Raw genomic sequence first — 24,300 nt, forward strand, 5'->3', positions numbered from 1 at the left:
CGAAATCGGGTGTTTTGGGTAGTCCCGAACAGGTCCCGACCTGGTCACTCCGCCGCACTCCGCCACGGAGGGCCGGGCCGGGGAGACGGGCCGGAGCGCCGGGCCGGAGTGACGAGCAGAGAGACGAGCCAGCCCGACGGGCTGTGAAAGGGGAGAGCACGCGTGACGCGCAGCGTGTACGTGACCGGGATCGACCGGGGCGACGGCCGCCAGGTCATCGAGCTGGGAGTCATGGAGCTCCTGACCCGTCAGGTCGACCGGGTCGGCGTCTTCCGACCGCTGGTCCACGACGGCCCCGACCGCCTCTTCGACCTGCTGCGCGCCCGCTACCGGCTCGCCCAGGACGCGGCCTCGGTCTATGGGATGGACTACCACGAGGCGTCCGCCCTCCAGGCCGAGCAGGGGACCGACGAGCTGGTCTCGCGGCTCGTGGACAAGTTCCACCAGGTGGCCAGGGAGTACGAGGTCGTCCTCGTCCTCGGCACCGACTTCGCCGACACCCAGCTCCCCGACGAGCTCGCGCTCAACGCCCGGCTCGCCAATGAGTTCGGTGCCGCCGTGCTCCCGGTCGTGGGCGGCAAGGACCAGCCCGCCGAGTCGGTGCGCGCCGAGACCCGCAACGCCTACCGGGCGTACGAGAGCCTGGGCTGCGACGTCCTCGCGATGGTCACCAACCGGGTGGCGGCCGAGGACCGGGACGAGATCCACGAGCGGCTCGACGCACGGCTCCCCGTGCCCTGCTACGTACTGCCGGACGAGCCCGCGCTCGCCGCCCCGACGGTCGCCCAGATCACCCACGCCCTCGGCGGCGAGGTCCTGCTCGGCGACGAGGCGGGGCTCGCCCGCGACGCCCTGGACTTCGTCTTCGGCGGCGCCATGCTGCCCAATTTCCTCAATGCCCTGACGCCGGGATGTCTCGTGGTCACCCCCGGCGACCGCGCCGACCTCGTCGTGGGCTCGCTCGCCGCGCACAGCGCCGGCACCCCGCCCATCGCGGGCGTCCTGCTCACTCTGAACGAGCGGCCCGGCGGGGAGATCCTCACGCTCGCCGACCGCCTCGCGCCCGGCACCCCGGTCGTCGCGGTGACCGGCGGCTCCTTCCCCACCGCGGGCGAACTCTTCGCCCTGGAAGGGAAGTTGAACGCCGCGACGCCGCGCAAGGCGGAGACCGCGCTCGGGCTCTTCGAGCGGTACGTGGACACCGCCGGCCTCATGGGCCGCGTCTCGGCGCCCAGCACCGACCGCCTCACGCCGATGATGTTCGAGCACAAGCTCCTGGAGCAGGCCCGCGCCGACCGGCGCCGCGTCGTCCTGCCGGAGGGCACCGAGGAGCGCGTGCTGCGCGCCGCCGATGTGCTGCTGCGCCGCGGCGTCTGCGACCTGACGCTGCTCGGCCCCGAGGAGACCATCCGCAAGAAGGCCGCGGACCTCGGCATCGACCTGGCCGAGAGCCAGCTGATCGACCCGCAGACCTCCCCCCTGCGGGACCGTTTCGCCACCAAGTACGCGGAACTGCGCGCCCACAAGGGCGTGACCGTGGAGCTCGCGTACGACGTGGTCGCGGACGTGAACTACTTCGGCACCCTGATGGTCCAGGAGGGCCTGGCCGACGGCATGGTCTCGGGCTCCGTCCACTCGACGGCCGCGACCATCCGGCCCGCCTTCGAGATCATCAAGACCAAGCCGGACGCCTCGATCGTGTCGTCCGTCTTCTTCATGTGCCTGGCCGACAAGGTCCTCGTCTACGGCGACTGCGCGGTCAACCCGGACCCGAACGCGGAGCAGCTCGCGGACATCGCCGTCCAGTCGGCCGCGACGGCCGGGCAGTTCGGCGTGGAGCCGCGGATCGCCATGCTCTCGTACTCCACCGGCACCTCCGGCTCCGGCGCCGACGTCGACAAGGTGCGCGAGGCCACCGAGAAGGTGCGCGCCTCCCGCCCGGACCTGAAGATCGAGGGCCCGATCCAGTACGACGCCGCCGTGGAGCCGTCCGTCGCGGCCACCAAGCTGCCGGACTCGGAGGTCGCGGGCCAGGCCAGCGTGCTGATCTTCCCGGACCTCAACACCGGCAACAACACGTACAAGGCCGTGCAGCGCTCGGCCGGCGCGATCGCCGTCGGCCCGGTGCTGCAGGGCCTGCGCAAGCCGGTCAACGACCTGTCCCGCGGCGCCCTCGTCCAGGACATCGTCAATACGGTGGCCATCACGGCCATCCAGTCCCAGACCCCCACCGAAAAGGCTGCCCAGCAGTGACCTCGACCCGTGTCCTCGTTCTCAACTCCGGCTCCTCGTCGCTGAAGTACCAGCTGCTCGACATGAGCGACGGCGCTCGTCTCGCCGTGGGCCTGGTCGAGCGCATCGGTGAGGAGAACTCCCGCCTCAAGCACGAGCCCCTCACGGGGGGCGGCGAGCTGCGTGAGGAGTTCGGGCCGATCGCCGACCACGACGCCGCCCTGAAGGCCGTCGCCGCCGAGCTCAGCAAGGACAAGCTCGGCCTGGACTCCCCCGAGCTGGCCGCGATCGGCCACCGGGTGGTGCACGGCGGCCAGACCTTCACCCAGCCGACCGTCATCGACGACGAGGTGCTCGCGGAGATCGAGCGCCTCATCCCGGTCGCCCCGCTGCACAACCCGGCCAACCTGACCGGCATCCGCACGGCCCAGGCCCTGCGCCCGGACCTGCCGCAGGTGGCCGTCTTCGACACCGCGTTCCACACGACGATGCCGGAGTCCGCGGCCCGCTACGCGATCGACGTGAAGACGGCCGACGAGCACCGCATCCGCCGCTACGGCTTCCACGGCACCTCGCACGCGTACGTGTCCCGCAAGACCGCCGAGCTGCTCGGCAAGGACCCGTCCGAGGTCAACGTCATCGTGCTGCACCTGGGCAACGGCGCCTCGGCGTCGGCGGTGCGCGGCGGCGTGTGCGTGGACACCTCGATGGGGCTCACGCCGCTTGAGGGCCTCGTCATGGGCACCCGCTCGGGCGACCTGGACCCGGCGGTGATCTTCCATCTGATGCGCGTCGGCGGCATGTCGGCCGACGAGATCGACAACCTGCTCAACAAGAAGAGCGGCCTGATCGGCCTCTGCGGCGACAACGACATGCGGGAGATCCGCCGCCGCGTGGACGAGGGCGACCAGGAGGCGCAGCTCGCCTTCGACGTCTACATCCACCGTCTGAAGAAGTACATCGGGGCCTACTCCGCGGTGCTCGGCCGGGTGGACGCCATCGCCTTCACGGCGGGTGTGGGCGAGAACGCGGCGCCGGTGCGCGAGGCCGCCGTCGCGGGCCTGGAGGAGCTGGGCCTCGCGGTCGACGGTGAGCTCAATTCCGTACGTTCCGACGAACCCCGCCTCGTCTCGCCGGAGTACGCGCGGGTCGCCGTGGCCGTGGTGCCCACCGACGAGGAGCTGGAGATCGCCACCCAGACCTACGCCCTGGTCCGAACTCCCCACGCCTGAGCGCCTGTCCGCCCATTTGTAGATTCCACCAGACGGAATATTCCGTAGCGAAACAAACCGATAGGATCGCCTCCATGCGCCGTTCCAAAATCGTCTGCACGCTGGGCCCCGCCGTCGACTCCGAAGAGCAGCTCGTCTCGCTGATCGAGGCCGGCATGAACGTGGCCCGCTTCAACTTCAGCCACGGCACTCACGCCGAGCACCAGGGGCGCTACGACCGCGTCCGCGCGGCTGCCGAGAAGACGGGCCGCGCCGTGGGCGTGCTCGCCGACCTCCAGGGCCCCAAGATCCGCCTCGAGACCTTCGCCGAGGGCCCCGTCGAGCTGGTGCGCGGTGACGAGTTCACCATCACCACCGAGGACGTGCCCGGCGACAAGTCGATCTGCGGCACCACCTACAAGGGCCTGCCCGGCGACGTCCAGAAGGGCGACCCGGTCCTCATCAACGACGGCAACGTCGAGCTGAAGGTCACCGAGGTCGACGGCCCCCGGGTCAGGACGATCGTCATCGAGGGCGGCGTCATCTCGGACCACAAGGGCATCAACCTGCCCGGCGCGGCCGTGAACGTGCCCGCGCTCTCCGAGAAGGACATCGAGGACCTCCGCTTCGCCCTGAAGATGGGCTGCGACATGGTCGCCCTGTCCTTCGTGCGCGACGCCAACGACGTCAAGGACGTCCACAAGGTGATGGACGAGGAGGGCCGCCGGGTCCCCGTCATCGCCAAGGTGGAGAAGCCGCAGGCCGTCGCCAACATGGCGGATGTCGTCGCGGCGTTCGACGCGATCATGGTGGCCCGTGGCGACCTGGCCGTCGAGTACCCGCTCGAGAAGGTCCCGATGGTGCAGAAGCGCCTCGTGGAGATGTGCCGCCGCAACGCCAAGCCGGTGATCGTCGCGACCCAGATGATGGAGTCGATGATCACCAACTCCCGCCCCACGCGCGCCGAGGCGTCCGACGTCGCCAACGCGATCCTGGACGGCGCGGACGCGGTCATGCTGTCGGCCGAGTCCTCCGTGGGCGCCTACCCGATCGAGACCGTCAAGACGATGTCGAAGATCGTCAAGGCGGCCGAGGAGGAGCTGCTCTCCAAGGGGCTGCAGCCGCTGGTGCCCGGCAAGAAGCCGCGCACGCAGGGTGGTTCGGTGGCCCGCGCCGCCTGCGAGATCGCCGACTTCCTGGACGGTCAGGCCCTGGTCGCCTTCACCAAGTCCGGTGACACGGCCCGCCGGCTGTCCCGCTACCGCGCGACCCAGCCGATCCTGGCCTTCACCACCGACGCGGGCACCCGCAACCAGCTCGCCCTGAGCTGGGGCGTCGAGTCCTTCGTGGTCCCGCACGTCGACAACACCGACGCGATGGTCGAGCTGGTGGACGCGGAGCTGCTCAAGCTCCAGCGCTACCACGAGGGCGACACCATGGTCATCACCGCCGGCTCGCCCCCCGGCGTTCCCGGCACCACCAACATGGTCCGGGTGCACCACCTGGGCGGCGGCGAGCGCGACTGATCCCGGCCGCGTAAGCCTCGTACACCTCGCGCCTCGCGTACGACACTGAGGGCGCCCCCTGGAGAAGGGGGGGCGCCCTCAGTGCTGTGCGGCTCCCGGACCGGTTCCGGACGGATGCCGGACGTACGGGCTTGCTGGTGCTACTCGGGACCGGTGTCGGTGACCGACTGGTGCAGGCCGGGCACCGTCAGGTTGCCGTCGAACTGCGCCGCCTGCTTGACCGTCACATCGGTGAAGTAGATCAGCGGGATGTTGATGGGCGGCGGGTGCTCGGGGTCGAAGGTGATCGGGATGAGCCCGAAGAGCTTGCCCGAGATCGACTCCGTGAGCATCGTCGTCGGCGCTCCGCGCATCGTGGACGTGGAGCCCTTGGCCCCGTAGAGGTGGAACTTCCTGCCGTTCGGGCCCTCGGTGGTCTGGTGCAGATCGCCGATGTCGACGCCGTTGCTGATGACGTACTTGAGGGCCTGCTTCTGCTTGCCCCCGGCCGTCGTCAGATTCACGACGCCCTGGTAGTCGGCGCCCTTGAGGAGCAGGGAGCTGGCCTCCAGCTTCCAGGACGCGTCCGGTATCGGGGCGGGCGTCTTCTCGTCCTTGCCGTCGGCCTTCTTCTCGACGACGCACGGGAACGGCTTCTTGCCGTTCTCGTCCGGCGCCATCGGGTCCTTGGCCTCGGCGCCCGGGGTCGCGTCGTCGGCCTTGTCCTTGGCCTTGTCCGCCGCCTTGTCGACCTCGTCCTCGGCCTTGTCCGCGGTGTCCTCGGCCTTGTCCGTGGTGTCCTTGACGCCGTCCTTGACCTTGTCGACGGTGTCTTCGACGGGCTTGGTGACCTTCTCGGCCGTGTCCTTCGCCGTGTCCTCGGGCTTCTTGGACTCCTCCGAGGCCGAGGGAGTCGGCTCGGGGCTCTCGGACTTCTTGTCGTCCGGGGTGAAGAAGTCCTTGATGGCGTCGCCGACACCCAGCGGGTCCAAGGGGTTCTTGGTCTCGGTGGGCGTGGGAGTCGGCTCCGGCTCCTTCGCGTCGTCGTCCTTGTCGCCGGCGGACGGCGTCGGGGTCGGCTCGGCCTTGTCCTTGGAGTCGGTGCCCGCCTTGTCGCCCGCGGAGGGCTCGGGGGTGGGCTCGGCCTTGTCCTTGGCGTCGTCGGCCTTCTTCTTGGCCTCCTCGGCGGCCGCCTTGTCCTTGGCGTCCTTGGCGGCCTCGTCCTTCTTCTTGTCGGCCTCGGCGTCCTTCTCGGCGTCCTTGTCGGGAGCCGTGACGCAGGGGCCGTCCTGGAAGGGGTTCTTCGGCACACCGGGCTTCGCCGAGGCGAGCGTCGGCGTCAGGCCCATTCCCATGAGGACCGCGGTGGGCATGGCGGCGATGGCCATCGCCTTGCCCGCGGGAATGTGCAGCCGGGTGATCAGCGGCTTCTTGGGAGCCGCGTGCCGCGGCCCGGTTCTCGCACGGGACTCCTCCACGGAGTCCTCGTGGTGCACCTCGTCAGCCGGCACGGTGCCTCCCGTTCGTCCCGTTCGTCGGGCTCGTTCCTGACAGATCGTCGGTCGCACCGCCCGCCCCGTTCACGGCCCCCGCGGCCGCGGGTTCCGCGGCCGAGTCGTCCGAGCCGTCGGCGTCCCCGCCGGCCCGTCCCTTCGCCGGTTCGCCTGCGGCCCTCGCGGGCGCCCAGGAGACGCCGAGGGCGCCGCCGATCAGCGCGAGGAGGAAGCCCATGACGAAGCCGCCGAAGTTGGAGACCACGAGGGAGACCAGGGCGAGCAGGATCGCCGCCACACCCGCGAACACCCGGGAGTGCGGCTGGAACCACATGGTCAGGCCGAGCACGACCAGGAGCACGCCGATGATCAGCGAACCGGCACCGGCGGTGGTCGCCATCCGGATCGTCATCGTGCCGAGCGTCAGGTTCGCGTACGGGAAGTACATGATCGGGATGCCGCCGAGCAGGGTCAGCAGACCACCCCAGAACGGGCGCTGACCGCGCCACCCTCGGAACGATCGGCGCATCCGGCCGAGCTTGATGCCAAGGCCCGCTTGCGCTTCGGCGCTCATGTCGTACAGCTCCTCGGGGAATGGCGTTTGGTTCTGTGTGTCGCTGTGTGTCGGATTCGGGCACGGGGACGGCTCCGCAAGGTTCCGTCGCGGCCCCCGCGCCCGGCCGTTCAGCGCATCGAGTACGCCTGAGACATCAACTGCCTCAGTAGCACTCGTGCTTGCCCTTCTTGACCGACATGCCCAGGCCAGAGAGCTTGAAGGTGCCGGCGGTGGTCGCCCACGCGCGCTGCTTGACACCCTCGAAGTGCACCGACTCGGCCTGCTGGGCGAACGAGTCCGGGGCGTACTTGTCGCCCTTGGACGGGCCCGGGCCCTTGGTCGTCTGGTCGACCGAGACGCCGATGTCGACGTTGTTGAAGGTCGGCTTCTTGACCTTCATGTCGTCGGCGTCGATGTAGAGCTTCTTGGCCTCGACGCGGTCGTTGCCCTTGCCGCCGGCCCTGAGCACCATCGACACGTCGCCGAAGACCGGCACCGGGACGACCACGGACTGGCACAGGTTGGTGATCTTCGCCTCGTCGATGCCGACGACGGACACCGGGTGGTTGCCCGACTTCCCGCTGTCGAGGGCGCCGTACTGGACGAATCCCTGGCCGTCGAGGGTGTCAGCCGTCACCTTGAACTGCTGACCGGACACACTGAACGATGCCGCGAGCGCACCCTGTGACAGGGCCACGCCTATCGCGGCAGTCGCCGCGACGCTCGGCACCATGACTACGGCGAACCGCTTCCATCTGGTTCCGCCACGAGTCACGGACTCCATGACTTTCCTCCTTCTCGGACGTACATCTCCGGCCCTGGCTGCTCCCGTTCGGGCGGCTCAGCCGGGCAGGGATGGGAGAAGTGCTACGTCCTCGGGAAGGAGAGCGCCCGCGTCGGAGGCGCGCAACTGCGCCCTTAGCACCGGCGATCACCCCCGAGCGACAACCACTGGTCGCGCCTGACGCGTATCACGCACAACCTGCCGGACAGGCCCTGCCGGTCGGCAGAGACCCCCCTGTCCACGGCCGGCGCCACTGTCGCCGGCCCACTCGGTGGGGACCCAGAATCCCCGCGCCCCGACCGGCTGTCGGACTGCGGGTCAATTGGACCGAGCGTCAGCGATCGTGGTGCATTCTCGGCGCCCGCACAAGGGGGTTCGTTACTCGCTAGTAACGGCTGGATAACCGAAGCGCGACCGCCCGGCATCGGCCCGCAACAGACGGTGGCAGCAAGGGGCGTCACGAAGGGGGAAAATAAGGTTGAGAAGCGGACAGATCACTGCCGTCCTCTTACTCCAAGTAACAGCGGCCGCGTTTACCAAGATTTGGTAAAGCGCGGCCACTGTGGCTGCTTGTCGACAGACTTTTCACGTGGGCATCACAGGCACCCGCGTTTAGTGACTGGTCAGCGAACAGGTCCGAAAAGACACTAGAGAACGGCGCAGAACAGACGTACTGCCGCCGCCGGTCCCGGTCCTGACGCCGGCCCCGGCGCGGGCCCTAGAAGAGCGCCCGCGCGAGCCGCTGCCGCGCGGTGATCACCCGCGGGTCGTCCGGGCCGACCACTTCGAAGAGCTCGAGCAGGCGCACCCGCGCGGCGTTGCGGTCGTCGCCCGCCGTCCGCTGCACCGTCTCGACGAGCCGCCCGAAGGCGTCCTCGACATGGCCGCCCACCAGGTCCAGGTCGGCCGCGGTGATCTGCGCCGCCACGTCGGCGGGCTTCTCGGCGGCGTCCTTGCGCACCTGCTGCGGGTCAAGGCCCTGCACACGCTGGAGCAACTCGGCCTGGGCCAGGCCCAGTTCGGCCTCGGTGTTGCCGGGGTCGTCGGCCAGCACATTCTTGTACGCCTGCACGGCACCCGGCAGGTCGCCCGCGTCCAGGGCCTGCACGGCGGCCTCGAGCAGCGCGTCATAGGGGCCCGCGGGCTCCTCGGCGGGCTGCTGCTCCGCATCCTGGGCGTCCCCGTCGACCGTCAGCCCGGTGAGGCCGAAGCGCTGCTCACCGACCTGGATCAGCTGGTCCAGGGTCTGCTGGATCTGCTCGAGCGGGGCCGCGCCCTGGAAGAGCGGCAGCGCCTGCCCGGCCACCACCGCGAAGACCGCCGGGATGCCCTGGATCCCGAACTGCTGCATCAGCATCTGGTTGGCGTCGACGTCGACCTTGGCGAGCACGAAGCGGCCGTTGTACTCGTGCGCGAGCCGCTCCAGGACGGGGCTCAGCTGCTTGCAGGGCTCGCACCACTCGGCCCAGAAGTCGATGACGACGGGCACCTGGGTGGACAGCTGCAGGACATCGCGCTCGAAACCCGCCTCGTCGACGTCGATGACGAGACTCGCGGGCGTGACGGCGCCGCCCCCGCCCTGCCGGGCCGTTTCGGCGCGCGCCTGCTCCGCCTTCGCCTTGGCCTCCTGGGCCGCCTTCACCGCGGCGAGGTCGACGACTCCGCTCATGGACATGTTCCGTGGCTGCATGAGTACATCCTCCCCCAAGCGGTGCCGGTCCCATGACGGTAAGCCCCAAGGAGGCCGATGGTTGGCGCCGGGTCCCCACCTGGCGCCGAAGTATGTGGCTGTGTGGTTGTCGCGAGGTGTTTTCGCTACGGGTCGTAGCGTAACTGGATCAAGGGCGCCCCGGTACGGCGCCCCCGGTGATCTGCCTCACTCATCCGGCCCGACTCCTCTTCTCCGATTCCTCCGTACTGGCCGGTATGGTCGCGGCCATGCAAAGCCGCACTCCCCCTCCGCCCGCTGCTGCCCCTCGCGGTGGCGGCCGTCCCCGCAACGCCGCGACGGACACGGCCATCCTGGAGGCGACCCGTCAGGCCCTGGTCGAACTGGGCTGGACGAAGCTGACGCTCGGGGACGTGGCCACCCGCGCCAAGGTCGCCAAGACCACGCTGTACCGGCGCTGGGCGGGCAAGAGCGAGCTCGTGGTGGACGCGGTCGCGGAGCTCTTCGACGAGCTGGAGCTCCCCGACCGGGGCAGCCTCGCGGCCGACATCGAGGGCGTGGTGCTCCAGTTCGCGGCGCTGCTCGGGCGCCCCGAGACCAAGACGGCCCTGATGGCGGTGGTCGCCGAGTCCACGACGGACGGCCCGCTGCGCGAGCGGATCCGCACGTCCATCGTGGAGCGGCAGAAGCGGCTGGTCCTGGAGGGCCGCGAGCGTGCCCAGGCCCGCGGCGAACTCCCCGTGGAGTCCGACCCCGAGACGGCGGGCCGCACCGCGGACCTCATCTTCGACGTGACGGCGGGCGCGGTGGTGCACCGGGCGCTGGTCAGCGCGGAACCGGTGGACGTGGAGTGGGCCCACCGGTTCACGGCACTGCTGTTGGGCGGGCTGCAGGGTGCGTGGGCAGGAGAGGCTCAGACCTGGTAGCGGTCGGCCGCGAACAGGTGGAGGTTCTCCGCGACCCACTCGGAGGTCAGCTTCAGCCCCTCCCGCAGGGAGACCTCGGGCGCCCAGCCCGAAAGCTCCCGCGCCAGCGAGTTGTCGGAGAGCAGCCTCTCCACCTCACTGCCCGAAGGGCGCAGCCGCGCCGGGTCCACCACGACCTCCGCGTCCCGCCCGCTCGCGGCGATCAGCTCGCGCGCCAGGTCGCCGATCGAGATCTCCTGCCCCACACCGAGGTTGACCACCTGGCCCAGGGTCCGCTCGGCCTCGGCCATCGCGAGGAAGCCGCGCGCCGTGTCCGTGACATAGGTGAAGTCGCGGGTCGGCGAGAGCGAGCCCAGCTTGATCTCCCGCGCCCCGGCGTGCAGTTGGGCCAGGATCGTGGGGATCACCGCGCGCGCCGACTGCCGCGGCCCGTACGTGTTGAAGGGCCGCACGACCGTGACGGGCAGCTCGAAGGCGTGCCAGTGCGAGAGCGCCATCATGTCGGCGCCGATCTTCGACGCGGAGTACGGGGACTGCGGCTGCAGCGGGTGGCTCTCGCTGATCGGGGCGGTGAGCGCCGTGCCGTACACCTCGCTCGTGGACGTGTGGACCATGCGCCGCACCGAGTGGCGGCGGCACGCCTCGGCGACGTTCTCGGTGCCGACGACGTTCGTCTGCACATAGGCGCCCGGGGAGTCGTACGAGTACGGGATGCCGATGAGCGCGGCGAGGTGGAAGACCGTGTCGCACCCGGCGACGGCGTCCATCACCCGGCCCGCGTCCCGCACGTCGCCCGCGATCATCTCGACCCGCGGGTCGTCGAAGAGGTGCGCCAGGTGACCCTTCTCCGCGTACGGCTTGTAGTGCGCGAAGGCGCGGACCTTGGCGCCGCGCTCCAGGAGGAGGTCGACGAGCGTGGAGCCGATGAAGCCCTCCGCTCCGGTGACGAGGACGGTGCGGTCGTGCCAGGTGAAGGGCTGGGCGGCGGTGTTCATGCGTACTCCAGGGTGTTCAAGTGGTCGCTGTGGTGGGTGAGTCGCAGGACCCGCTCGGCGAGCAGGTCGGCGGCGCGGGCGTGCGGGCCGGGGTCGGCGGCGCCGTCCATGGCCTTCAGCCGCGCCGGGTCGGCGAGCAGCGGGCCGAGCAGGGACTCCAGTCGCTCGGCGGTCGTCTCGGCGTCGGGCAGCAGCAGGCCCGCGCCCGCGTCGGTGAGGACCCGGGCGTTGTGGGTCTGGTGGTCGCCGGGGGCGTGCGGATAGGGCACGAGGAGGGCGGGCACGCCGGTCGCGGCCAGCTCGGCGACGGTGGCGGAGCCCGCGCGGCACACCACGAGGTCGGCGGCCGCGTAGGCGAGGTCCATGCGGTCGAGGTACGGGACGGCGTGGGCGACGGCGTCCCCGCCCCCGTACGCCAGTTGCTGCCGTATCGGGTCGAGGGCGGCGGGTCCGGTCTTGATGAGGAACCGGACGTCGGTGCGCGCCTGCCAGCGCTCGGCGAGGCCGACGGCGGCCTCGTTGAGCCGGGCGGCGCCGAGGCTGCCGCCGTTGACGAGGATCAGCCGGGCCCCCTCGGGGACGCCGAGCTCGCGGCGGGCGGCGGCGCGCAGCGCGGGGCGGTCGAGGCGGGCCAGGGCGTCGGCGATGGGCATGCCGGTGGTGACGGCGCCGTCGCCGCCCGGCAGGTGTGCGCGGCTGCGGTCGAAGGCGACGGCGATGTTCGGGGTGAGCCGGGCGGTGAACCGGTTGGCCCGCCCCGGGACCGCGTTCGACTCGTGGATCATGCTCGGCAGGCCCGCCATCCGGGCGCCGACGATGACGGGGGCGCTCGGGTAGCCGCCCATGCCGACGGCGGCCTGCGCGCGCTGCTCGCGCAGGATGGAGCGGACCTGCGCGCCGGACTTCAGGAGGGCGGCCGGGAGCAGGAAGCGCTTGGCGCCGAGCGAGGGATCGAAGGGGATCATGTCGACGGTGTGCAGCCGGTACCCGGCGTCCGGGATGAGCCGGGTCTCCAGGCCGCGCTGGGTCCCGACGAAGGAGACGACGGCGCCGGGCACGGCGCGGCGCAGCGCGTCGGCGAGGGCGAGGCCCGGGTAGATGTGCCCACCGGTGCCACCCGCGCCGATGACGACGGACAGACGTGAAGGTGTTGGCGTTCGCATGGCACCGGAGCTTCACGCCCCGCCCTAAGAGGGTTTTAAGAGCCGCATTTGGCACCTTTGGTTCATGAGGTTCACGAGGTTCATGAGCTGGGTGCACCGGCGGGGGTGGCGCGGATGACGGCCGCGAAGATCCTGGTCGTCGACGACGACCCCGAGGTCCGGGCGGCGGTGGAGGACGCCCTGACGATCGAGGGCCACGCCGTGAAGGGCGCGAGCGACGGCCAGCGCGCCCTGACCGCGGTGGCCCGCTGGGAGCCCGACCTGCTCGTCCTGGACGTGCTGATGCCCGTCCTGGACGGCCTGGCCGTCTGCCGCCAGCTGCGCGCCGCGGGCGACCGCACCCCCGTCCTCGTCCTCACCGCCCTCGACTCCGTCAGCGAACGCGTCGACGGCCTGGACGCGGGCGCCGACGACTACCTGGTGAAGCCCTTCGCGCTCGACGAACTCGTGGCCCGCGTCCGCGCCCTGCTGCGCCGCACCGCCCCCGAGCCCACCGCCCCGGGCGGCGCCGCCGGCCTCACGTACGGCGATCTCGTCCTCGACCCGGCGACCCGCACCGGGCACCGCGCCGGACGCCCCGTCGAGTTCAGCCGCACCGAGGCCGCGCTCCTCGAACTGCTCCTGCGCAACGCCGGACAGGTCCTGCCGCGCGAGGTGATCCAGGAGACCGTGTGGGGCCGCGACTTCGGCCCGGACTCCAACTCCCTCGCCGTGTACGTGGGTTATCTGCGCCGCAAGCTGGAGGCGGGCGGCGAGACACGCCTCGTCCACACGGTGCACGGCGTCGGCTACCGGCTGGGCTCCCCGTGAGCACGCGGCGCCGGCTCGGCGCCCGCTGGCGACGCCGCCGCCCGCTGCGCACCCGACTGGCCGTCGCCGCGTCGGCGGCGGTGGCCCTGGTCGCCGTCGGCGCCTGCGTGGCCTCGTTCTTCGTGATCCGCTACAAGCTCTACCAGCAGCTCGACCAGAACCTCGCCCAGTCGGCGACGCTCATCTCCCAGCAGCACCGCTCCGAGGGCACGCTCGGCGTCATCACCGGCGAGTGCCGCTTCCTGGGCTCCCCCGCCTGCTCACAGCTGGTCCCGGCCGACCCCGCCGAGGACCCCGCCAAGCCCTATCTGCTCCCGGTGAGCCAGGCCACCCGCCAGGTCGCGAAGGGCCAACTGGCGCCCTACTACACGAACATCACGCTCGCCGGGAAGCCGGTGCGGATGTACACGATGAAGGAGGGCGACGGCACCGCCCTCCAGGTCGCCCTGCGCGCCGACATCGCCGAGCGCGGCGTGCGCCAGACCGCCTATCTGCTGCTCGCGGTCGGCGGGGCGGGCGTGCTGCTCGCGGCGGTGAGCGGCTACTGGGTCTCGCGCACCGGCCTCGCCCCCATCACCCGGCTGACCGCCACGGCGGAGCGCATCGCGGCGACCCGGGACGCCCGCCACCGCATCGAGCTGCCGCCGGGCCAGGGCGGGCGCGAGGACGAGGTGACCCGCCTCGCCGCCACCTTCAACACGATGCTCGGCGAGCTGGAGGAGTCCGTGGCGGCCCGGCGCCGCCTGGTCGCCGACGCCTCGCACGAGCTGCGCACCCCGCTCACGGCGCTGCGCACCAACGCCGAACTCCTCGCCCGCGCCGAGCGGTTGAGCCCCGCCCAGCGCGAGCGGGCCTCGGGCGCGCTCGGCCGCCAGCTGCGCGAGGTCACCGGGCTCGTCAACGACCTGATCGAGCTGGCCCGCGACCAGGAGCCGCAGCCGCTCCTGGAGGAGGTGCGGCTCGCCCCCCTGGTCACCCATGTCGTGGACGCGGCGCGCGGCCACTGGCCCGCCGTCCCGTTCGCGCTGCACGTCGCACCGGCCGCCGCCGGTACGTCCCTGCCCGGCGTACCGGCCCGCCTCTCCCGGCTCCTGACCAACCTCATCGACAACGCCGCCAAGTTCTCGCCGACCGGCTCGCCCGTCGAAGTCACGCTCACCGAGCGCGAGTTGACGGTCCGCGACCACGGCCCCGGCATCGCCGAGGAGGACCTCCCGTACGTCTTCGACCGCTTCTACCGGGCGGAGAAGGCCCGCGCCCTGCCCGGCTCGGGCCTCGGCCTCGCGATGGCCCGGCAGATCGCGCACGCCCACGGCGCCGACCTCACGGCGGAGGCGGCACCGGGCGGCGGCGCGCTGTTCAGGCTGACGCTGCCGCAGCGCTGACGGCTACTTCTTCCCCTTCTGCCAGGCACAACTGCCCAGTGTGGCCTTGCCGTTGGACACGAGCCGGTCGGCCTGGGCGGCGGGCAGCACCTTCGTGTGCTTCTCCGTGCAGACGACGGTGCGGTCCCCGTGCCCCGCCAGGTCGACGAGGATCTGGTCCCAGTGCCGGTACTGCACGTCGTGCCCGGTGTCGGCGTACGTGCGCACGACGGGCTTGCCCGGCAGGTTCTGCTGCCAGGTCTTCAGCGTCGACGGGGGCACGGTCGTGTCCTTCTTGCCGCCGTAGAGGTAGACGGGCGCCGTGAGCTTCGACAGGTCGGGGCCCGGCCGCTCGCAGTACAGCCGCTGCTCGTGCACCTGCGGCGCCGGGTCGGCCTGCTGGCCGCGCTGGTTGTAGGTGCGGGCGCCTTCCTCGTACGCGGTGTCGGCGAAGCCCGGGATCGACTTCACGGGGCTGTCGTCGGGGAAGGACCACCACTTCCTGGGGTCCTTGATCTGGTCCCGCACCGCGTCGGTGAGCACGTCGTCGGAGAGCCCGCAGTAGTCGGGCTTCGCGCCGTACGGCGGGAGGGCGGCGGCGAGGTGCAGGGCGGAGACGCGCCCCGGGGCCTTCGCGGCGAGCTCGGCCGCGTACGGGCCGCCGCCGGAGATCGCGACGACGGAGAAGTTCTTCACGTGCAGCCGGTCCATGACCTGCAGGGCGTCCGCCGCGAAGTCGGCCTTGCCGAGGCCCTTGTCGTACGCGGTGTCCCCGAAGCCGTTGCGCTCCACGGAGATGAGGCGGAGCCCGAGGTCCTCGCGGGTGCTGCGGAAGAAGTCGGTCATGTGCGCGGCCCGGGCGCTGGTACCCGTACCGCCGATGAACAGGACCGGCTTGCCGCGCCGCGGGCCGGCGTCGACGTAGTGGGCGGTGCGGCCGCCGTCCAGCTTCGCGGCCCGCACCTCGGGGCCGAGCGAGTCGAAGTCGTCCTGGACCTTCGGCGCGGGCGGCGGGCTCGCGTGGACCCCCTCGGAGCCGCCGACGAGCAGGGTGCCGACCACCGCGAGGGTGGCGGCGCCGAGGGCGACGGCGGCGGTGCGTGCGTGGCGGTCGGGGCGACCGGGGGCGTCCGGACTCACAGGTGTTCTCCAGGGGGCAGGAAGGAGGGACGCGGCCGCGCCTACCCGCGCCCCCGGGAACAACACCTGTAACTCAGATCACTCCGGCCACTCAAGTCACGCAGTTGTCCGAACGGTTCGCTCTCACCCTCCGGACGGCGCGCGCTCAGCAGCCCGACCGCTCACGCTCAGAAGCCGGGCGGCTCCGTGTACACACCCCATTCGTCGCGCAGCACCCCGCAGATCTCGCCCAGCGTGGCCTCGGCACGCACCGCGTCCAGCATCGGCTCGATCATGTTGGAGCCGTCGCGCGCGGCGGCCAGCATCGCCTCCAGCGCGGACCGCACCCTGGCGTCGTCGCGCGCCTCCTTGCGGCCGGCGAGCGCACGCACCTGCTCGCGCTCCACCTCGTGGCTGACCCGGAGGATCTCCAGGTCGCCGGTGACGGAGCCGTGGTGGACGTTGACGCCCACCACCCTCTTGTCGCCCTTCTCCAGGGACTGCTGGTACTGGAAGGCGGACTCGGCGATCTCGCCGGTGAACCAGCCGTCCTCGATGCCGCGCAGGATGCCGGAGGTGACCGGCCCGATGGGGTGCTTGCCGTCCGGGTGGGCGCGCAGCCCGCGCTCCTTGATCTGGTCGAAGATCCGCTCGGCGTCGGCCTCGATCCGGTCGGTCAACTGCTCGATGTACCACGAACCGCCCAGCGGGTCCGCGACGTTGGCGACGCCGGTCTCCTCCATCAGCACCTGCTGGGTGCGCAGGGCGATCTCGGCGGCCTGCTCGCTCGGCAGCGCGAGGGTCTCGTCGAGGGCGTTCGTGTGCAGGGAGTTGGTGCCGCCGAGCACCGCGGCGAGCGCCTCCACGGCCGTGCGCACGACGTTGTTGTACGGCTGCTGCGCGGTCAGCGAGACCCCGGCGGTCTGGGTGTGGAAGCGCAGCCACTGCGCCTTGTCGCTCCGCGCCCCGTACACGTCCCGCATCCACCGCGCCCAGATGCGCCTGGCCGCACGGAACTTGGCGATCTCCTCGAAGAAGTCGACGTGCGCGTCGAAGAAGAAGGAGAGCCCCGGCGCGAAGACGTCCACGTCGAGCCCGCGGCTGAGCCCCAGCTCCACGTATCCGAAGCCGTCGGCCAGGGTGTAGGCCAGCTCCTGCGCGGCCGTCGCCCCGGCCTCGCGGATGTGGTAGCCGGAGACCGACAGGGGCTTGTACGCCGGGATGCCCTGGGCGCAGTGCTCCATCAGGTCGCCGATGAGGCGCAGATGGGGCTCGGGCTGGAAGAGCCACTCCTTCTGCGCGATGTACTCCTTGAAGATGTCCGTCTGCAGCGTGCCGTTGAGCACGGCCGGGTCGACGCCCTGCCGCTCGGCGGCCACCAGGTACATGCAGAAGGCGGGCACGGCGGGCCCGGAGATCGTCATCGACGTCGTGACGTCACCCAGCGGGATGTCCTTGAACAGGACCTCCATGTCGGCGGCGGAGTCGATGGCGACGCCGCAGTGGCCGACCTCGCCGAGGGAGCGCGGGTCGTCGGAGTCGCGCCCCATGAGCGTCGGCATGTCGAAGGCGACGCTCAGCCCGCCGCCGCCCGCGGCCAGGATCATCTTGTAGCGCTCGTTGGTCTGCTCCGCGTTGCCGAAGCCCGCGAACTGGCGGATGGTCCAGGTCCGGCCCCGGTACCCGGTCGGGTACAGACCGCGCGTGAACGGATACTCGCCGGGCCATCCGATCCGCTCGAAACCCTCGTACGTGTCCCCGGGCCGGGGCCCGTAGGCGGGCTCGACCGGGTCGCCGGAGAGCGTGGTGAAATCCGCGTCGCGCTTCTTCGCGGCGTCATAGCGGGCCTGCCAGCGACGGCGGCCTTCCTCGATGGCGTCAGCGTCCATGCTGCAAATTTACTAGGACGTCCTAGTAAATGTCGATGGGCAACCGCCGTGTGCTTGCACACGGCGGTGGGACGCGTCGTCCGGTTACGCCCTTGGAGGTCGTCCGGTTACGCCTTGGAGAGGGCCGGGGAGGCGTCGGCGAGCAGCGGCTGGACCTCGCGGACGACCTTGCGCTCGACGAAGAAGGCGGCGGTCGGGATGGTGCCCGAGAGCAGCACCCACAGAAGCTTGCCGAACGGCCACTTCGCCTTGGAGCCCAGGTCGAAGGCGAAGATCAGGTAGATGATGTAGAGCACGCCGTGGACCTGGGAGACGACGAGCGTCAGGTCCTTGCCCGTGTCGAAGCCGTACTTGGCCACCATGCAGGCGCACAGGATGAGGAGCATGACGGCGGTGACGTAGGCCATCACCCGGTACCGGGTCAGCACGCTGGATTTCATGTATCCGAGCGTAACGGCCCGTTTTGCGCGATCTTCAGCGCCCCCGGCCGGTCTCCCGCCCGCCGTCTTCCGGCCCGCTACGTGTCCTCGAAATCCTCGGCCGCCACCCGCAGGGGCCGCAGCATCGCGAAGATCTCCGCGCACTCCTCCGCGTCGTACACCCCGAGCCCGAAGTCCATCGCCATCAGCTCGCGCGTGGCCGCGTCGACGACCTCGCGGCCCTTGTCGGTGATGGAGGCGAGCGTGCCGCGCCCGTCGTTGGGGTTGGGCCGCTTGGCGACGAGGCCCGACTTGACCAGCCGGTCCACGGTGTTGGTGACCGACGTGGGGTGCACCATGAGCCGCTCGCCGATCTTCGACATCGGGAGCTCGCCCGCCTTCGAGAAGGTCAGCAGGACCAGGGCCTCATAGCGCGCGAAGGTCAGTCCGTACGGCTTGACGACCGCGTCGACCTCGGCGAGCAGGATCTGGTGCGCGCGCATGATCGAGGTGATGGCGCCCATCGCGGGAACCGAGCCCCAGCGCTGCTTCCAGAGCTCGTCGGCGCGGGCGATGGGATCGAAGGGAAGGCTGAGCGGCTTCGGCACGCTTCGACCTTACCCGCCGGTCATATGCTGGTCAGCCCCGTCTCGGGATTCGGTCGCGTGTTCCCGTGCAGAGTGGCGCGTTCCCGTCGCGCCTGCCGTGGGCCGGGCGCCGCCGCGCGCGGTGGCCCGCACCTCGGCCACAAGGAGCAGACAGCAACAGCTCCCGAGCACGCCCGCACCCGCCACGACCGTGCCGACCGCGAAGAACTCGGCGGCGAGCCCCGCGAGCGCCATCCCGATCCCCTGCACCGTCATGAGCCCGGCCGTGTGCACCGTCATCGCCCGCCCGCGCAGCTCCTCCGGGACGGCGTCCACGAACCACCGGTCCAGGCCCAGGGTGTACGCGGATCCGGCCCCGGCGGCCACGAGGGCGACGAGCGCCGGGCCGAGCCCGGGCGTGAGCGCGTACGCGACGAGCGGCAGCAGCGTGACGGCGGCGAGCGGCAGCACGATCCGGGACCGGGCGGCCGTGGAGAGCGCGGAGCCGGCGTAGAGCTCCCCGGCGATGGTGCCGACGGGCAGGGCGCACATCAGGAGCCCGACGCCCGTGACGCCGATCCCGATCTGGTCCGCGTAGGGGGCGGCGAGCGCCTCCGGGGCGACCATGAACATCGGCGGCACCCAGAAGAGCAGCAGCAGCGCCCGCACCCGCCGGTTGCCGAGCACCTGCCGGGCGCCGCCGAGGGAGTAGCGCACGAGGGCGGCGCCGGTGTCCCCGCGCGCGGGGCGCCGTTTCGTCCCGTACCGCAGCAGGAGCGCGGACGCGGCGAACGTGCAGACGGTGATCACGAGCGCGCCGCGCGGCGTCACGAGGGTGAGCAGCACGCCGCCGAGCCCGAAGCCGACGAGGACGGAGCTCTGCGAGACGATCCGCAGCAGGGAGCGGCCGAGCACGAACAGGTCGCCGTCGCCGAGGACATCGGTGAGGGTCGCCATCCGGGTGCCGTTGAAGACGGGCGAGACGACGGCGATGAGGCAGCGCAGCGCGAGCAGTCCCGCGACGGGGGTGGCGGGCAGCGCCATGAGCCCGGCGCACCCGGCGCAGAGCACGTCGCAGACGACGAGCACCCGGCGCGGCGGGTACCGGTCGGCGATCCCGGACAGGAGCGTCCCGCCCACCAGGTAGGGCAGCATCCCGAGCGCGAAGGTGAGCGCACCGAGCAGCGGCGAGCCGGTGAGCCCGTACACGAGGACAGTCAGCGCGATCTCGCTGACGATGACGCCGAGCAGCGAGAGGGCGTGCGCGGCGAAGACGGCACGGAACTCGCGTACGGCGAAGACCCGGGTGTACCCGGTGGGTTCGGCTGGCATGACGGCACCCTGCACGCGTGCGTGCCGACCGCCCTAGAGTTTCGGACCCAGGCGAATCTTCAGGCTCCGGGGAGGGGGACGTCGTGCCGCACCGCATGCACTTCGGGCAGGACGACCTGCTGCGCTGCCGGTTCGCGGTGTCGCCGCTGTGGGAGACGCAGGAGGCGGTCCGCACCCTGAAGCGGCCCGACCGGCACGGCTACCACCCGAGGTGGCTGCGCCGCGTCGCGGAGGCGAGCCGCGGGCTCGACCTCCATGCGCTGTGGCTCCTGATGCCTCGGCGCGGCCACTCCCCCGACTTCCTCGGGGCGCCCCCGATCGCCCCCTCGGCCCGCTTCGACGAGGAGATCGCAGCCGTACGGACGGCCGATCCGGAGGCGGCCCGGGACGACATGGCGAAAGCGCTCGCCTGCACGCCGGGCGCCGCCGAGTCGCCGAAGGGGCGGGCCATGCTGGCCGATCCGGCAGGCGCCGTAAGGGAGTTGGCGGACGCCATGGAGGCCGCCTGGCACGCCCTGATCGAGCCGGACTGGCCGCGTCTGCGCGCCCTCCTGGAGGCGGACGTCGCCTTCCACTCGCGGCGGCTCGCGGAGGTCGGCCTCGGCGGGCTCCTGCCCGAGCTCGACCGGCGCCTGTCGTGGGACGCGGGCACGCTCACCGTCGAGGGGCGGGACGAGCACGTGCGCCATCTGGCGGGGCAGGGCCTGGTCCTGGTACCGAGCGTGTTCACCTGGCCCGAGGTGGTCAGCGGCTTCGAGCCGCCGTGGCAGCCGACGCTCGCCTATCCGGTGCGCGGCATCGGCGGGCTGCGGGACGAGCCCGCCGCCCAGACGCCCGACGCGCTCGTACGGCTCCTCGGCCGCGGCCGCGCCACGGTGCTCACCGCCCTGGAGGAGCCCGCCACCACCACGGGCCTCGCGCACCGGCTCGGCCTCGCGCCGTCGTCCGTCTCCGCCCATCTGGCGGCGCTGCGCGACGCGGGGCTGCTGCTGTCGCGGCGGTACGGGCACCAGGTCCTGTACGAGCGGACGCCGCTCGGCATCGCGCTCGCCGCCGGGGGAGGTGCCGATACCGGGGCCGGTGCCGGTGCCGATACCAGGGCCGGTGCCGATACCGGTGCCGGTGTCGCGCAGGGGCCGGGTTAGCCCTTTATGTCACGATTGCCGGGCTGACTGACCGTCACCTTCGCGCGCTCAAGGGGTCTGGATGCACCGGCTGCTCCGCACGTTCACGGCACTCACGGCACTCGCCGCCCTCGGGTTCGCGGCGGGCTGCTCCTCGGGCTCCGACGCCGAGAAGACGGCCGCCGTGCGCGGCCCCTCCACCGGGCCCTCCCAGCCCCCGCAGAACGCCTTCTGGGTGGACCCGGACAGCGCGGCCGCCCGCCAGGTCGAGCAGTGGCAGGGCGAGGGCCGCGCCCAGGACGCGGAGGTGCTGCGGCGGATCTCCGAGCGCCCGGTGGCGCTGTGGCCCGCGGGCGACAACCCCGCCCCCGACATCAAGGCGGCCACCGCGGGCGCGGCCGAGGGCGGCCACACCACCGTGCTCGTCGCCTACAACATCCCGCACCGCGACTGCGGCCAGCACTCGGCGGGCGGCGCGGGCAGCCCCGAGTACTACCGGAGCTGGATCGACGGCTTCGCGAACAGCATCGGCGCCAGCCCGGCCGTGGTGGTCCTGGAGCCCGACGCGGTCCCGCACATCGTGGACGGCTGCACCCCCGCCGAGTACCACGAGATGCGCTACCAGCTGCTCTCCGAGGCCATCCAGCGGCTCAAGCGCCAGCCGAGGACCAAGGTCTACCTCGACGCGGGCAACCCGGGCTGGATCAACGACGCGAACAAGCTCGCCGAGCCGCTGCAGCGGGCCGGGGTCGCCCAGGCCGACGGCTTCTCCCTGAACGTCTCCAACTTCCAGAGCGACGAGACGACCAAGGCGTACGGCCGCACCCTCTCCGGCCTCCTCGGCGGCAAGCACTTCGTCATCGACACCAGCCGCAACGGCCGCGGCCCGCTGACCGGCGACCGCCAGGACGCCTGGTGCAACCCGCCGGGCCGCGGCCTCGGCACCCCGCCCACCGACCGCACCGGCGACCCGCTGCTCGACGCCATCCTGTGGATCAAGCGGCCCGGCGACTCGGACGGCCCGTGCCGGGGCGGCCCGGCGGCCGGGAAGTGGTGGCCGGACTACGCGCTGGGGCTCGCCCGCAACGCGAAGTCCGCCTAACCGCAGGCCACTTCACCCCGACGGTCACTTCACCCCGACCGTCGCTTCACCCCGACCGTCACTTCACCTGGATCCACTTCGCCTCGGACGAGGCACCGTCCTTGTCCGTGACGAACAGCATGTACCACCCGGGCGGCACCAGTGCGGTGTCGCCCTTCGGTACGTCCACGGTCACCGAGTCCTTGTTCTTGGTGAGGCCGAGGGCGATGGAGCGCTGCTCGACGTCCGTGGTGTGGGTGACCGCGCTCGGGCGCATCAGGCGGGCCGAGGCGATCGTGTCGGGGTGCGCTGTCTTGAAGGTCGCGCGGCCGCTGTCGGCGAGCGTCTCGGGTCCGTCGCCGAGGACGGGGCGCTTCTCGCCCGCCCTGTGCAGGGACGGCGGGGTGTAGATCTCCATGCGCTGCTCGAAGTGGCCGAGCTTGGTGTTCTGTTCGTTGTCGTAGAGCGGGTCCGAGCCGAAGGAGGCGACCCGGCCGTCGGGCAGCAGCAGCGCCTCGGAGTGGTAGTTGCGGCCCACCTTGGGCTCGGCGGCCTCGCGGAAGGCGTTCTCCTTGGGGTCGTAGAACTGCGCCTTCAGGATGTTGCTGGCGCTGCGGCCCCGGTAGTCGGAGGAGCCGTTCGTCGTGAACACCGAGTCGTCCGGCATGATCACGCTGTTCAAGTAGCGGGTGCCCTGCGGGAGTTGCGGGCCCGTCTTGAAGGAGGGGTTGTCCTCCTTGAGGTCGACGACGGCGGTGCGCTTGGTGGCCTTCTTGGACTCGCCGACGCCTCCGCCACCGAGGATCATCACCTTCTGGTCCTGCGCGGGCGGCAGCAGCAAGGAGGAGGACGTCTCGGTCTGATCGAGGTCGTCGAGGCCGGGGACCTTCTCGAACTTGTTGGTCCTGATGTCCCACAGGCCCGGCTCACGGCCCTTGTCGGCGGGGCCGTACCCGGCGTTGGAGGCCGGGTAGAAGAGCTTGCCGCCCTTGGTGAGGAAGAGCGCCGGGTAGGTCGGGAAGTAGCGCTTGGGGCCGTCGGTCCACTTCTTGGTCTTCGGGTCGTAGATCTCGTTGTCGCCGGGGTCGATCATGCCGACGTCGTCGAGCCCGGACACCGCGAGGACCTTGCCGTCCTCGAGGCCGACCAGGGTCGGGTACCAGCGGGCCTTCTCCATGGGCTCGACGGGCACGTACTTCTCGGCCTTGGGGTCGAACTCGTAGGCGGCCTTGATCCCTTGGAAGTCCTGCTTGTCCATGGTGAGCTTCTCGGAGATGCCGTACGTGTTGTCGGCCTCCTCCCCGGTCAGCCCCTCGATCTCGTACTGGGCCGACTTGCCGGTCTCGGCCTGCTTGCCGCTGTCGAGGGCCTCCACGAAGACGCGGGCCTCGCTCGCGGTGACCTTGGTCTTCCAGGGCTGCATCACTCCGGAACGGGAGTACGTGATCTCGAAGTCCCGCTTGGCCTTGGGGACCTTCACGTCGAACTTGGAGACGTACTCGATGCCGGAGGGCGAGCGGAACTTGGTGCCCTTCTTCAGGACGACGGCCTTGTCGGGGTTCTCGTTCTTGACGCGCATGCCGCCGCCCGCGCGCTGCACCTCGCCGTCGAGCAGCTCGTAGCGCGCGGTGCCGCCGGCCACCAGGAGGCGGCCGTCGGGGAGTTGGGCGTGACCGGAGCAGAAGAAGTCCTCCGGGGTCGCGATCTTCTTGAAGGTGTTCTTCTCGGGGTCCCACAGGATGGTGTCGAAGGACCCCGCGTCGAACTTCTTCTGTTCATTGCCCGAGCCCGCGACGATGAGCACCTTCCCGGTGTGCAGGAGCGCGGCGTGGATGGCGTTGGTCCGGTACTCCTCCGGGATGTCGATCTGCTTCCAGGAGCCGTACTTCTTCTTGTAGCCGGGCTGGGCGATCTTGTAGTCGTGGTACTTCTCCTCGGCGAAGGAGAGCGCGGCGGGGGCGTTGAGCCCCACGAGGAGGGCGCCCGCCCCGACTCCCAGGAGCGTCTTCTTGGTGCGCTTCGAAGGCCGGTATGCCATGGG

20 protein-coding genes are annotated in these 24,300 nt (G+C 71.2%); 8 read left to right on the forward strand and 12 right to left on the reverse strand.

From position 1 onward, the window contains the following. Positions 1–162: 162 nt before the first annotated feature. The 3 genes from pta to pyk all read left to right on the forward strand — a co-directional run bounded on the left by pta (position 163) and on the right by pyk (position 4,969). A complete protein-coding gene (gene pta / locus ACFWYM_RS31355) occupies positions 163–2,253 on the forward strand; it encodes a phosphate acetyltransferase (protein WP_384844916.1) in 2,091 nt (696 codons plus the stop codon). Continuing rightward, entirely contained in the window at positions 2,250–3,464 is a 1,215-nt protein-coding gene (locus ACFWYM_RS31360) for an acetate kinase (RefSeq protein ID WP_384844919.1), read from the forward strand. The genes pta and ACFWYM_RS31360 overlap by 4 nt, the downstream gene beginning before the upstream one ends. A gap of 74 nt (positions 3,465–3,538) precedes the next feature. Further along, positions 3,539–4,969, forward strand: a complete 1,431-nt coding sequence (gene pyk / locus ACFWYM_RS31365) for a pyruvate kinase (protein WP_384844922.1) — start codon at positions 3,539–3,541, stop codon at positions 4,967–4,969. A 140-nt stretch (positions 4,970–5,109) separates the two neighbouring features. Here the strand turns inward: pyk and ACFWYM_RS31370 are convergent, their stop codons facing one another. The 4 genes from ACFWYM_RS31370 to ACFWYM_RS31385 all read right to left on the reverse strand — a co-directional run bounded on the left by ACFWYM_RS31370 (position 5,110) and on the right by ACFWYM_RS31385 (position 9,471). Further along, on the reverse strand, positions 5,110–6,459 hold the full coding sequence (locus ACFWYM_RS31370) for a hypothetical protein (protein ID WP_384844925.1): 1,350 nt from the start codon (positions 6,457–6,459) through the stop codon (positions 5,110–5,112). After that, entirely contained in the window at positions 6,449–7,015 is a 567-nt protein-coding gene (locus ACFWYM_RS31375) for a DUF6114 domain-containing protein (RefSeq protein ID WP_384844928.1), read from the reverse strand. Before ACFWYM_RS31375 ends, ACFWYM_RS31370 begins: the two co-directional genes overlap by 11 nt. 145 nt (positions 7,016–7,160) lie before the next feature. Further along, on the reverse strand, positions 7,161–7,781 hold the full coding sequence (locus tag ACFWYM_RS31380; protein WP_384844930.1) for a DUF6230 family protein: 621 nt from the start codon (positions 7,779–7,781) through the stop codon (positions 7,161–7,163). 718 nt (positions 7,782–8,499) lie between these two features. Continuing rightward, entirely contained in the window at positions 8,500–9,471 is a 972-nt protein-coding gene (locus tag ACFWYM_RS31385) for a tetratricopeptide repeat protein (RefSeq protein ID WP_384844933.1), read from the reverse strand. A 248-nt stretch (positions 9,472–9,719) separates the two neighbouring features. Between ACFWYM_RS31385 and ACFWYM_RS31390 the strand changes: the two genes are divergently transcribed. Beyond that, positions 9,720–10,376, forward strand: coding sequence for a TetR/AcrR family transcriptional regulator (locus ACFWYM_RS31390; protein WP_384844936.1), 657 nt, complete (start codon positions 9,720–9,722; stop codon positions 10,374–10,376). Here ACFWYM_RS31390 and ACFWYM_RS31395 read toward each other — a convergent pair. Together ACFWYM_RS31395 and murG are read right to left on the reverse strand one after the other, a co-directional pair. Beyond that, positions 10,364–11,371, reverse strand: coding sequence for an SDR family NAD(P)-dependent oxidoreductase (locus ACFWYM_RS31395; RefSeq protein WP_384844939.1), 1,008 nt, complete (start codon positions 11,369–11,371; stop codon positions 10,364–10,366). The two genes, ACFWYM_RS31390 and ACFWYM_RS31395, sit on opposite strands and share 13 nt — an antisense overlap. Next, entirely contained in the window at positions 11,368–12,534 is a 1,167-nt protein-coding gene (murG, locus tag ACFWYM_RS31400; protein ID WP_384844942.1) for an undecaprenyldiphospho-muramoylpentapeptide beta-N-acetylglucosaminyltransferase, read from the reverse strand. Before murG ends, ACFWYM_RS31395 begins: the two co-directional genes overlap by 4 nt. A 114-nt stretch (positions 12,535–12,648) precedes the next feature. On the opposite strand from murG, the gene ACFWYM_RS31405 reads away from it, so the two are divergent. After that, the gene (locus ACFWYM_RS31405; protein WP_384844946.1) at positions 12,649–13,344 is read left to right on the forward strand and encodes a response regulator transcription factor; all 696 of its coding nucleotides are present in this window, start codon (positions 12,649–12,651) and stop codon (positions 13,342–13,344) included. Next, positions 13,341–14,729 carry a sensor histidine kinase gene (locus ACFWYM_RS31410; RefSeq protein ID WP_384844949.1) on the forward strand — a complete coding sequence of 463 codons (1,389 nt, stop codon included), beginning with the start codon at positions 13,341–13,343 and terminating at the stop codon, positions 14,727–14,729. Before ACFWYM_RS31405 ends, ACFWYM_RS31410 begins: the two co-directional genes overlap by 4 nt. 3 nt (positions 14,730–14,732) lie before the next feature. On the opposite strand, the gene ACFWYM_RS31415 is transcribed toward ACFWYM_RS31410, so the two are convergent. The 5 genes from ACFWYM_RS31415 to ACFWYM_RS31435 form a co-directional block, all read right to left on the reverse strand. Then, the gene (locus ACFWYM_RS31415; protein ID WP_384844952.1) at positions 14,733–15,848 is read right to left on the reverse strand and encodes an alpha/beta fold hydrolase; all 1,116 of its coding nucleotides are present in this window, start codon (positions 15,846–15,848) and stop codon (positions 14,733–14,735) included. Positions 15,849–16,015: 167 nt separating this feature from the next. Continuing rightward, positions 16,016–17,716, reverse strand: coding sequence for a methylmalonyl-CoA mutase (locus ACFWYM_RS31420; RefSeq protein ID WP_384844955.1), 1,701 nt, complete (start codon positions 17,714–17,716; stop codon positions 16,016–16,018). 107 nt (positions 17,717–17,823) lie between these two features. Continuing rightward, entirely contained in the window at positions 17,824–18,156 is a 333-nt protein-coding gene (locus ACFWYM_RS31425; RefSeq protein ID WP_384844958.1) for a DUF3817 domain-containing protein, read from the reverse strand. A 77-nt stretch (positions 18,157–18,233) separates the two neighbouring features. Then, positions 18,234–18,743 carry a MarR family winged helix-turn-helix transcriptional regulator gene (locus tag ACFWYM_RS31430; RefSeq protein ID WP_384844961.1) on the reverse strand — a complete coding sequence of 170 codons (510 nt, stop codon included), beginning with the start codon at positions 18,741–18,743 and terminating at the stop codon, positions 18,234–18,236. A 9-nt stretch (positions 18,744–18,752) separates the two neighbouring features. Further along, on the reverse strand, positions 18,753–20,054 hold the full coding sequence (locus ACFWYM_RS31435; protein WP_384844964.1) for an MFS transporter: 1,302 nt from the start codon (positions 20,052–20,054) through the stop codon (positions 18,753–18,755). 83 nt (positions 20,055–20,137) lie between these two features. On the opposite strand from ACFWYM_RS31435, the gene ACFWYM_RS31440 reads away from it, so the two are divergent. Together ACFWYM_RS31440 and ACFWYM_RS31445 are read left to right on the forward strand one after the other, a co-directional pair. After that, on the forward strand, positions 20,138–21,199 hold the full coding sequence (locus tag ACFWYM_RS31440) for a DUF5937 family protein (protein WP_384844967.1): 1,062 nt from the start codon (positions 20,138–20,140) through the stop codon (positions 21,197–21,199). A gap of 61 nt (positions 21,200–21,260) precedes the next feature. After that, positions 21,261–22,280: a glycoside hydrolase family 6 protein gene (locus tag ACFWYM_RS31445; protein WP_384844970.1), complete on the forward strand. Its 1,020-nt coding sequence runs from the start codon at positions 21,261–21,263 to the stop codon at positions 22,278–22,280. Between the two features lie 58 nt (positions 22,281–22,338). Here ACFWYM_RS31445 and ACFWYM_RS31450 read toward each other — a convergent pair whose 3' ends face one another. After that, entirely contained in the window at positions 22,339–24,297 is a 1,959-nt protein-coding gene (locus ACFWYM_RS31450; protein WP_384844973.1) for a galactose oxidase-like domain-containing protein, read from the reverse strand. Between the last annotated feature and the right edge of the window lie 3 nt (positions 24,298–24,300).

The sequence above is a fragment of the Streptomyces sp. NPDC059009 genome (genome assembly GCF_042740175.1).
Taxonomy (GTDB): domain Bacteria; phylum Actinomycetota; class Actinomycetes; order Streptomycetales; family Streptomycetaceae; genus Streptomyces.

Bases quoted from the DNA above. Each gene is read 5' to 3' on its own strand.
- pyk (WP_384844922.1), top strand. From the start codon at position 3,539: ATGCGCCGTTCCAAAATCGTCTGCACGCTGGGCCCCGCCGTCGACTCC.
- ACFWYM_RS31375 (WP_384844928.1), bottom strand. From the start codon at position 7,015: ATGAGCGCCGAAGCGCAAGCGGGCCTTGGCATCAAGCTCGGCCGGATG.
- ACFWYM_RS31380 (WP_384844930.1), bottom strand. From the start codon at position 7,781: ATGGAGTCCGTGACTCGTGGCGGAACCAGATGGAAGCGGTTCGCCGTA.
- ACFWYM_RS31385 (WP_384844933.1), bottom strand. From the start codon at position 9,471: ATGCAGCCACGGAACATGTCCATGAGCGGAGTCGTCGACCTCGCCGCG.
- ACFWYM_RS31390 (WP_384844936.1), top strand. From the start codon at position 9,720: ATGCAAAGCCGCACTCCCCCTCCGCCCGCTGCTGCCCCTCGCGGTGGC.
- ACFWYM_RS31395 (WP_384844939.1), bottom strand. From the start codon at position 11,371: ATGAACACCGCCGCCCAGCCCTTCACCTGGCACGACCGCACCGTCCTC.
- murG (WP_384844942.1), bottom strand. From the start codon at position 12,534: ATGCGAACGCCAACACCTTCACGTCTGTCCGTCGTCATCGGCGCGGGT.
- ACFWYM_RS31405 (WP_384844946.1), top strand. From the start codon at position 12,649: ATGACGGCCGCGAAGATCCTGGTCGTCGACGACGACCCCGAGGTCCGG.
- ACFWYM_RS31420 (WP_384844955.1), bottom strand. From the start codon at position 17,716: ATGGACGCTGACGCCATCGAGGAAGGCCGCCGTCGCTGGCAGGCCCGC.
- ACFWYM_RS31425 (WP_384844958.1), bottom strand. From the start codon at position 18,156: ATGAAATCCAGCGTGCTGACCCGGTACCGGGTGATGGCCTACGTCACC.
- ACFWYM_RS31435 (WP_384844964.1), bottom strand. From the start codon at position 20,054: ATGCCAGCCGAACCCACCGGGTACACCCGGGTCTTCGCCGTACGCGAG.
- ACFWYM_RS31445 (WP_384844970.1), top strand. From the start codon at position 21,261: ATGCACCGGCTGCTCCGCACGTTCACGGCACTCACGGCACTCGCCGCC.
- ACFWYM_RS31450 (WP_384844973.1), bottom strand. From the start codon at position 24,297: ATGGCATACCGGCCTTCGAAGCGCACCAAGAAGACGCTCCTGGGAGTC.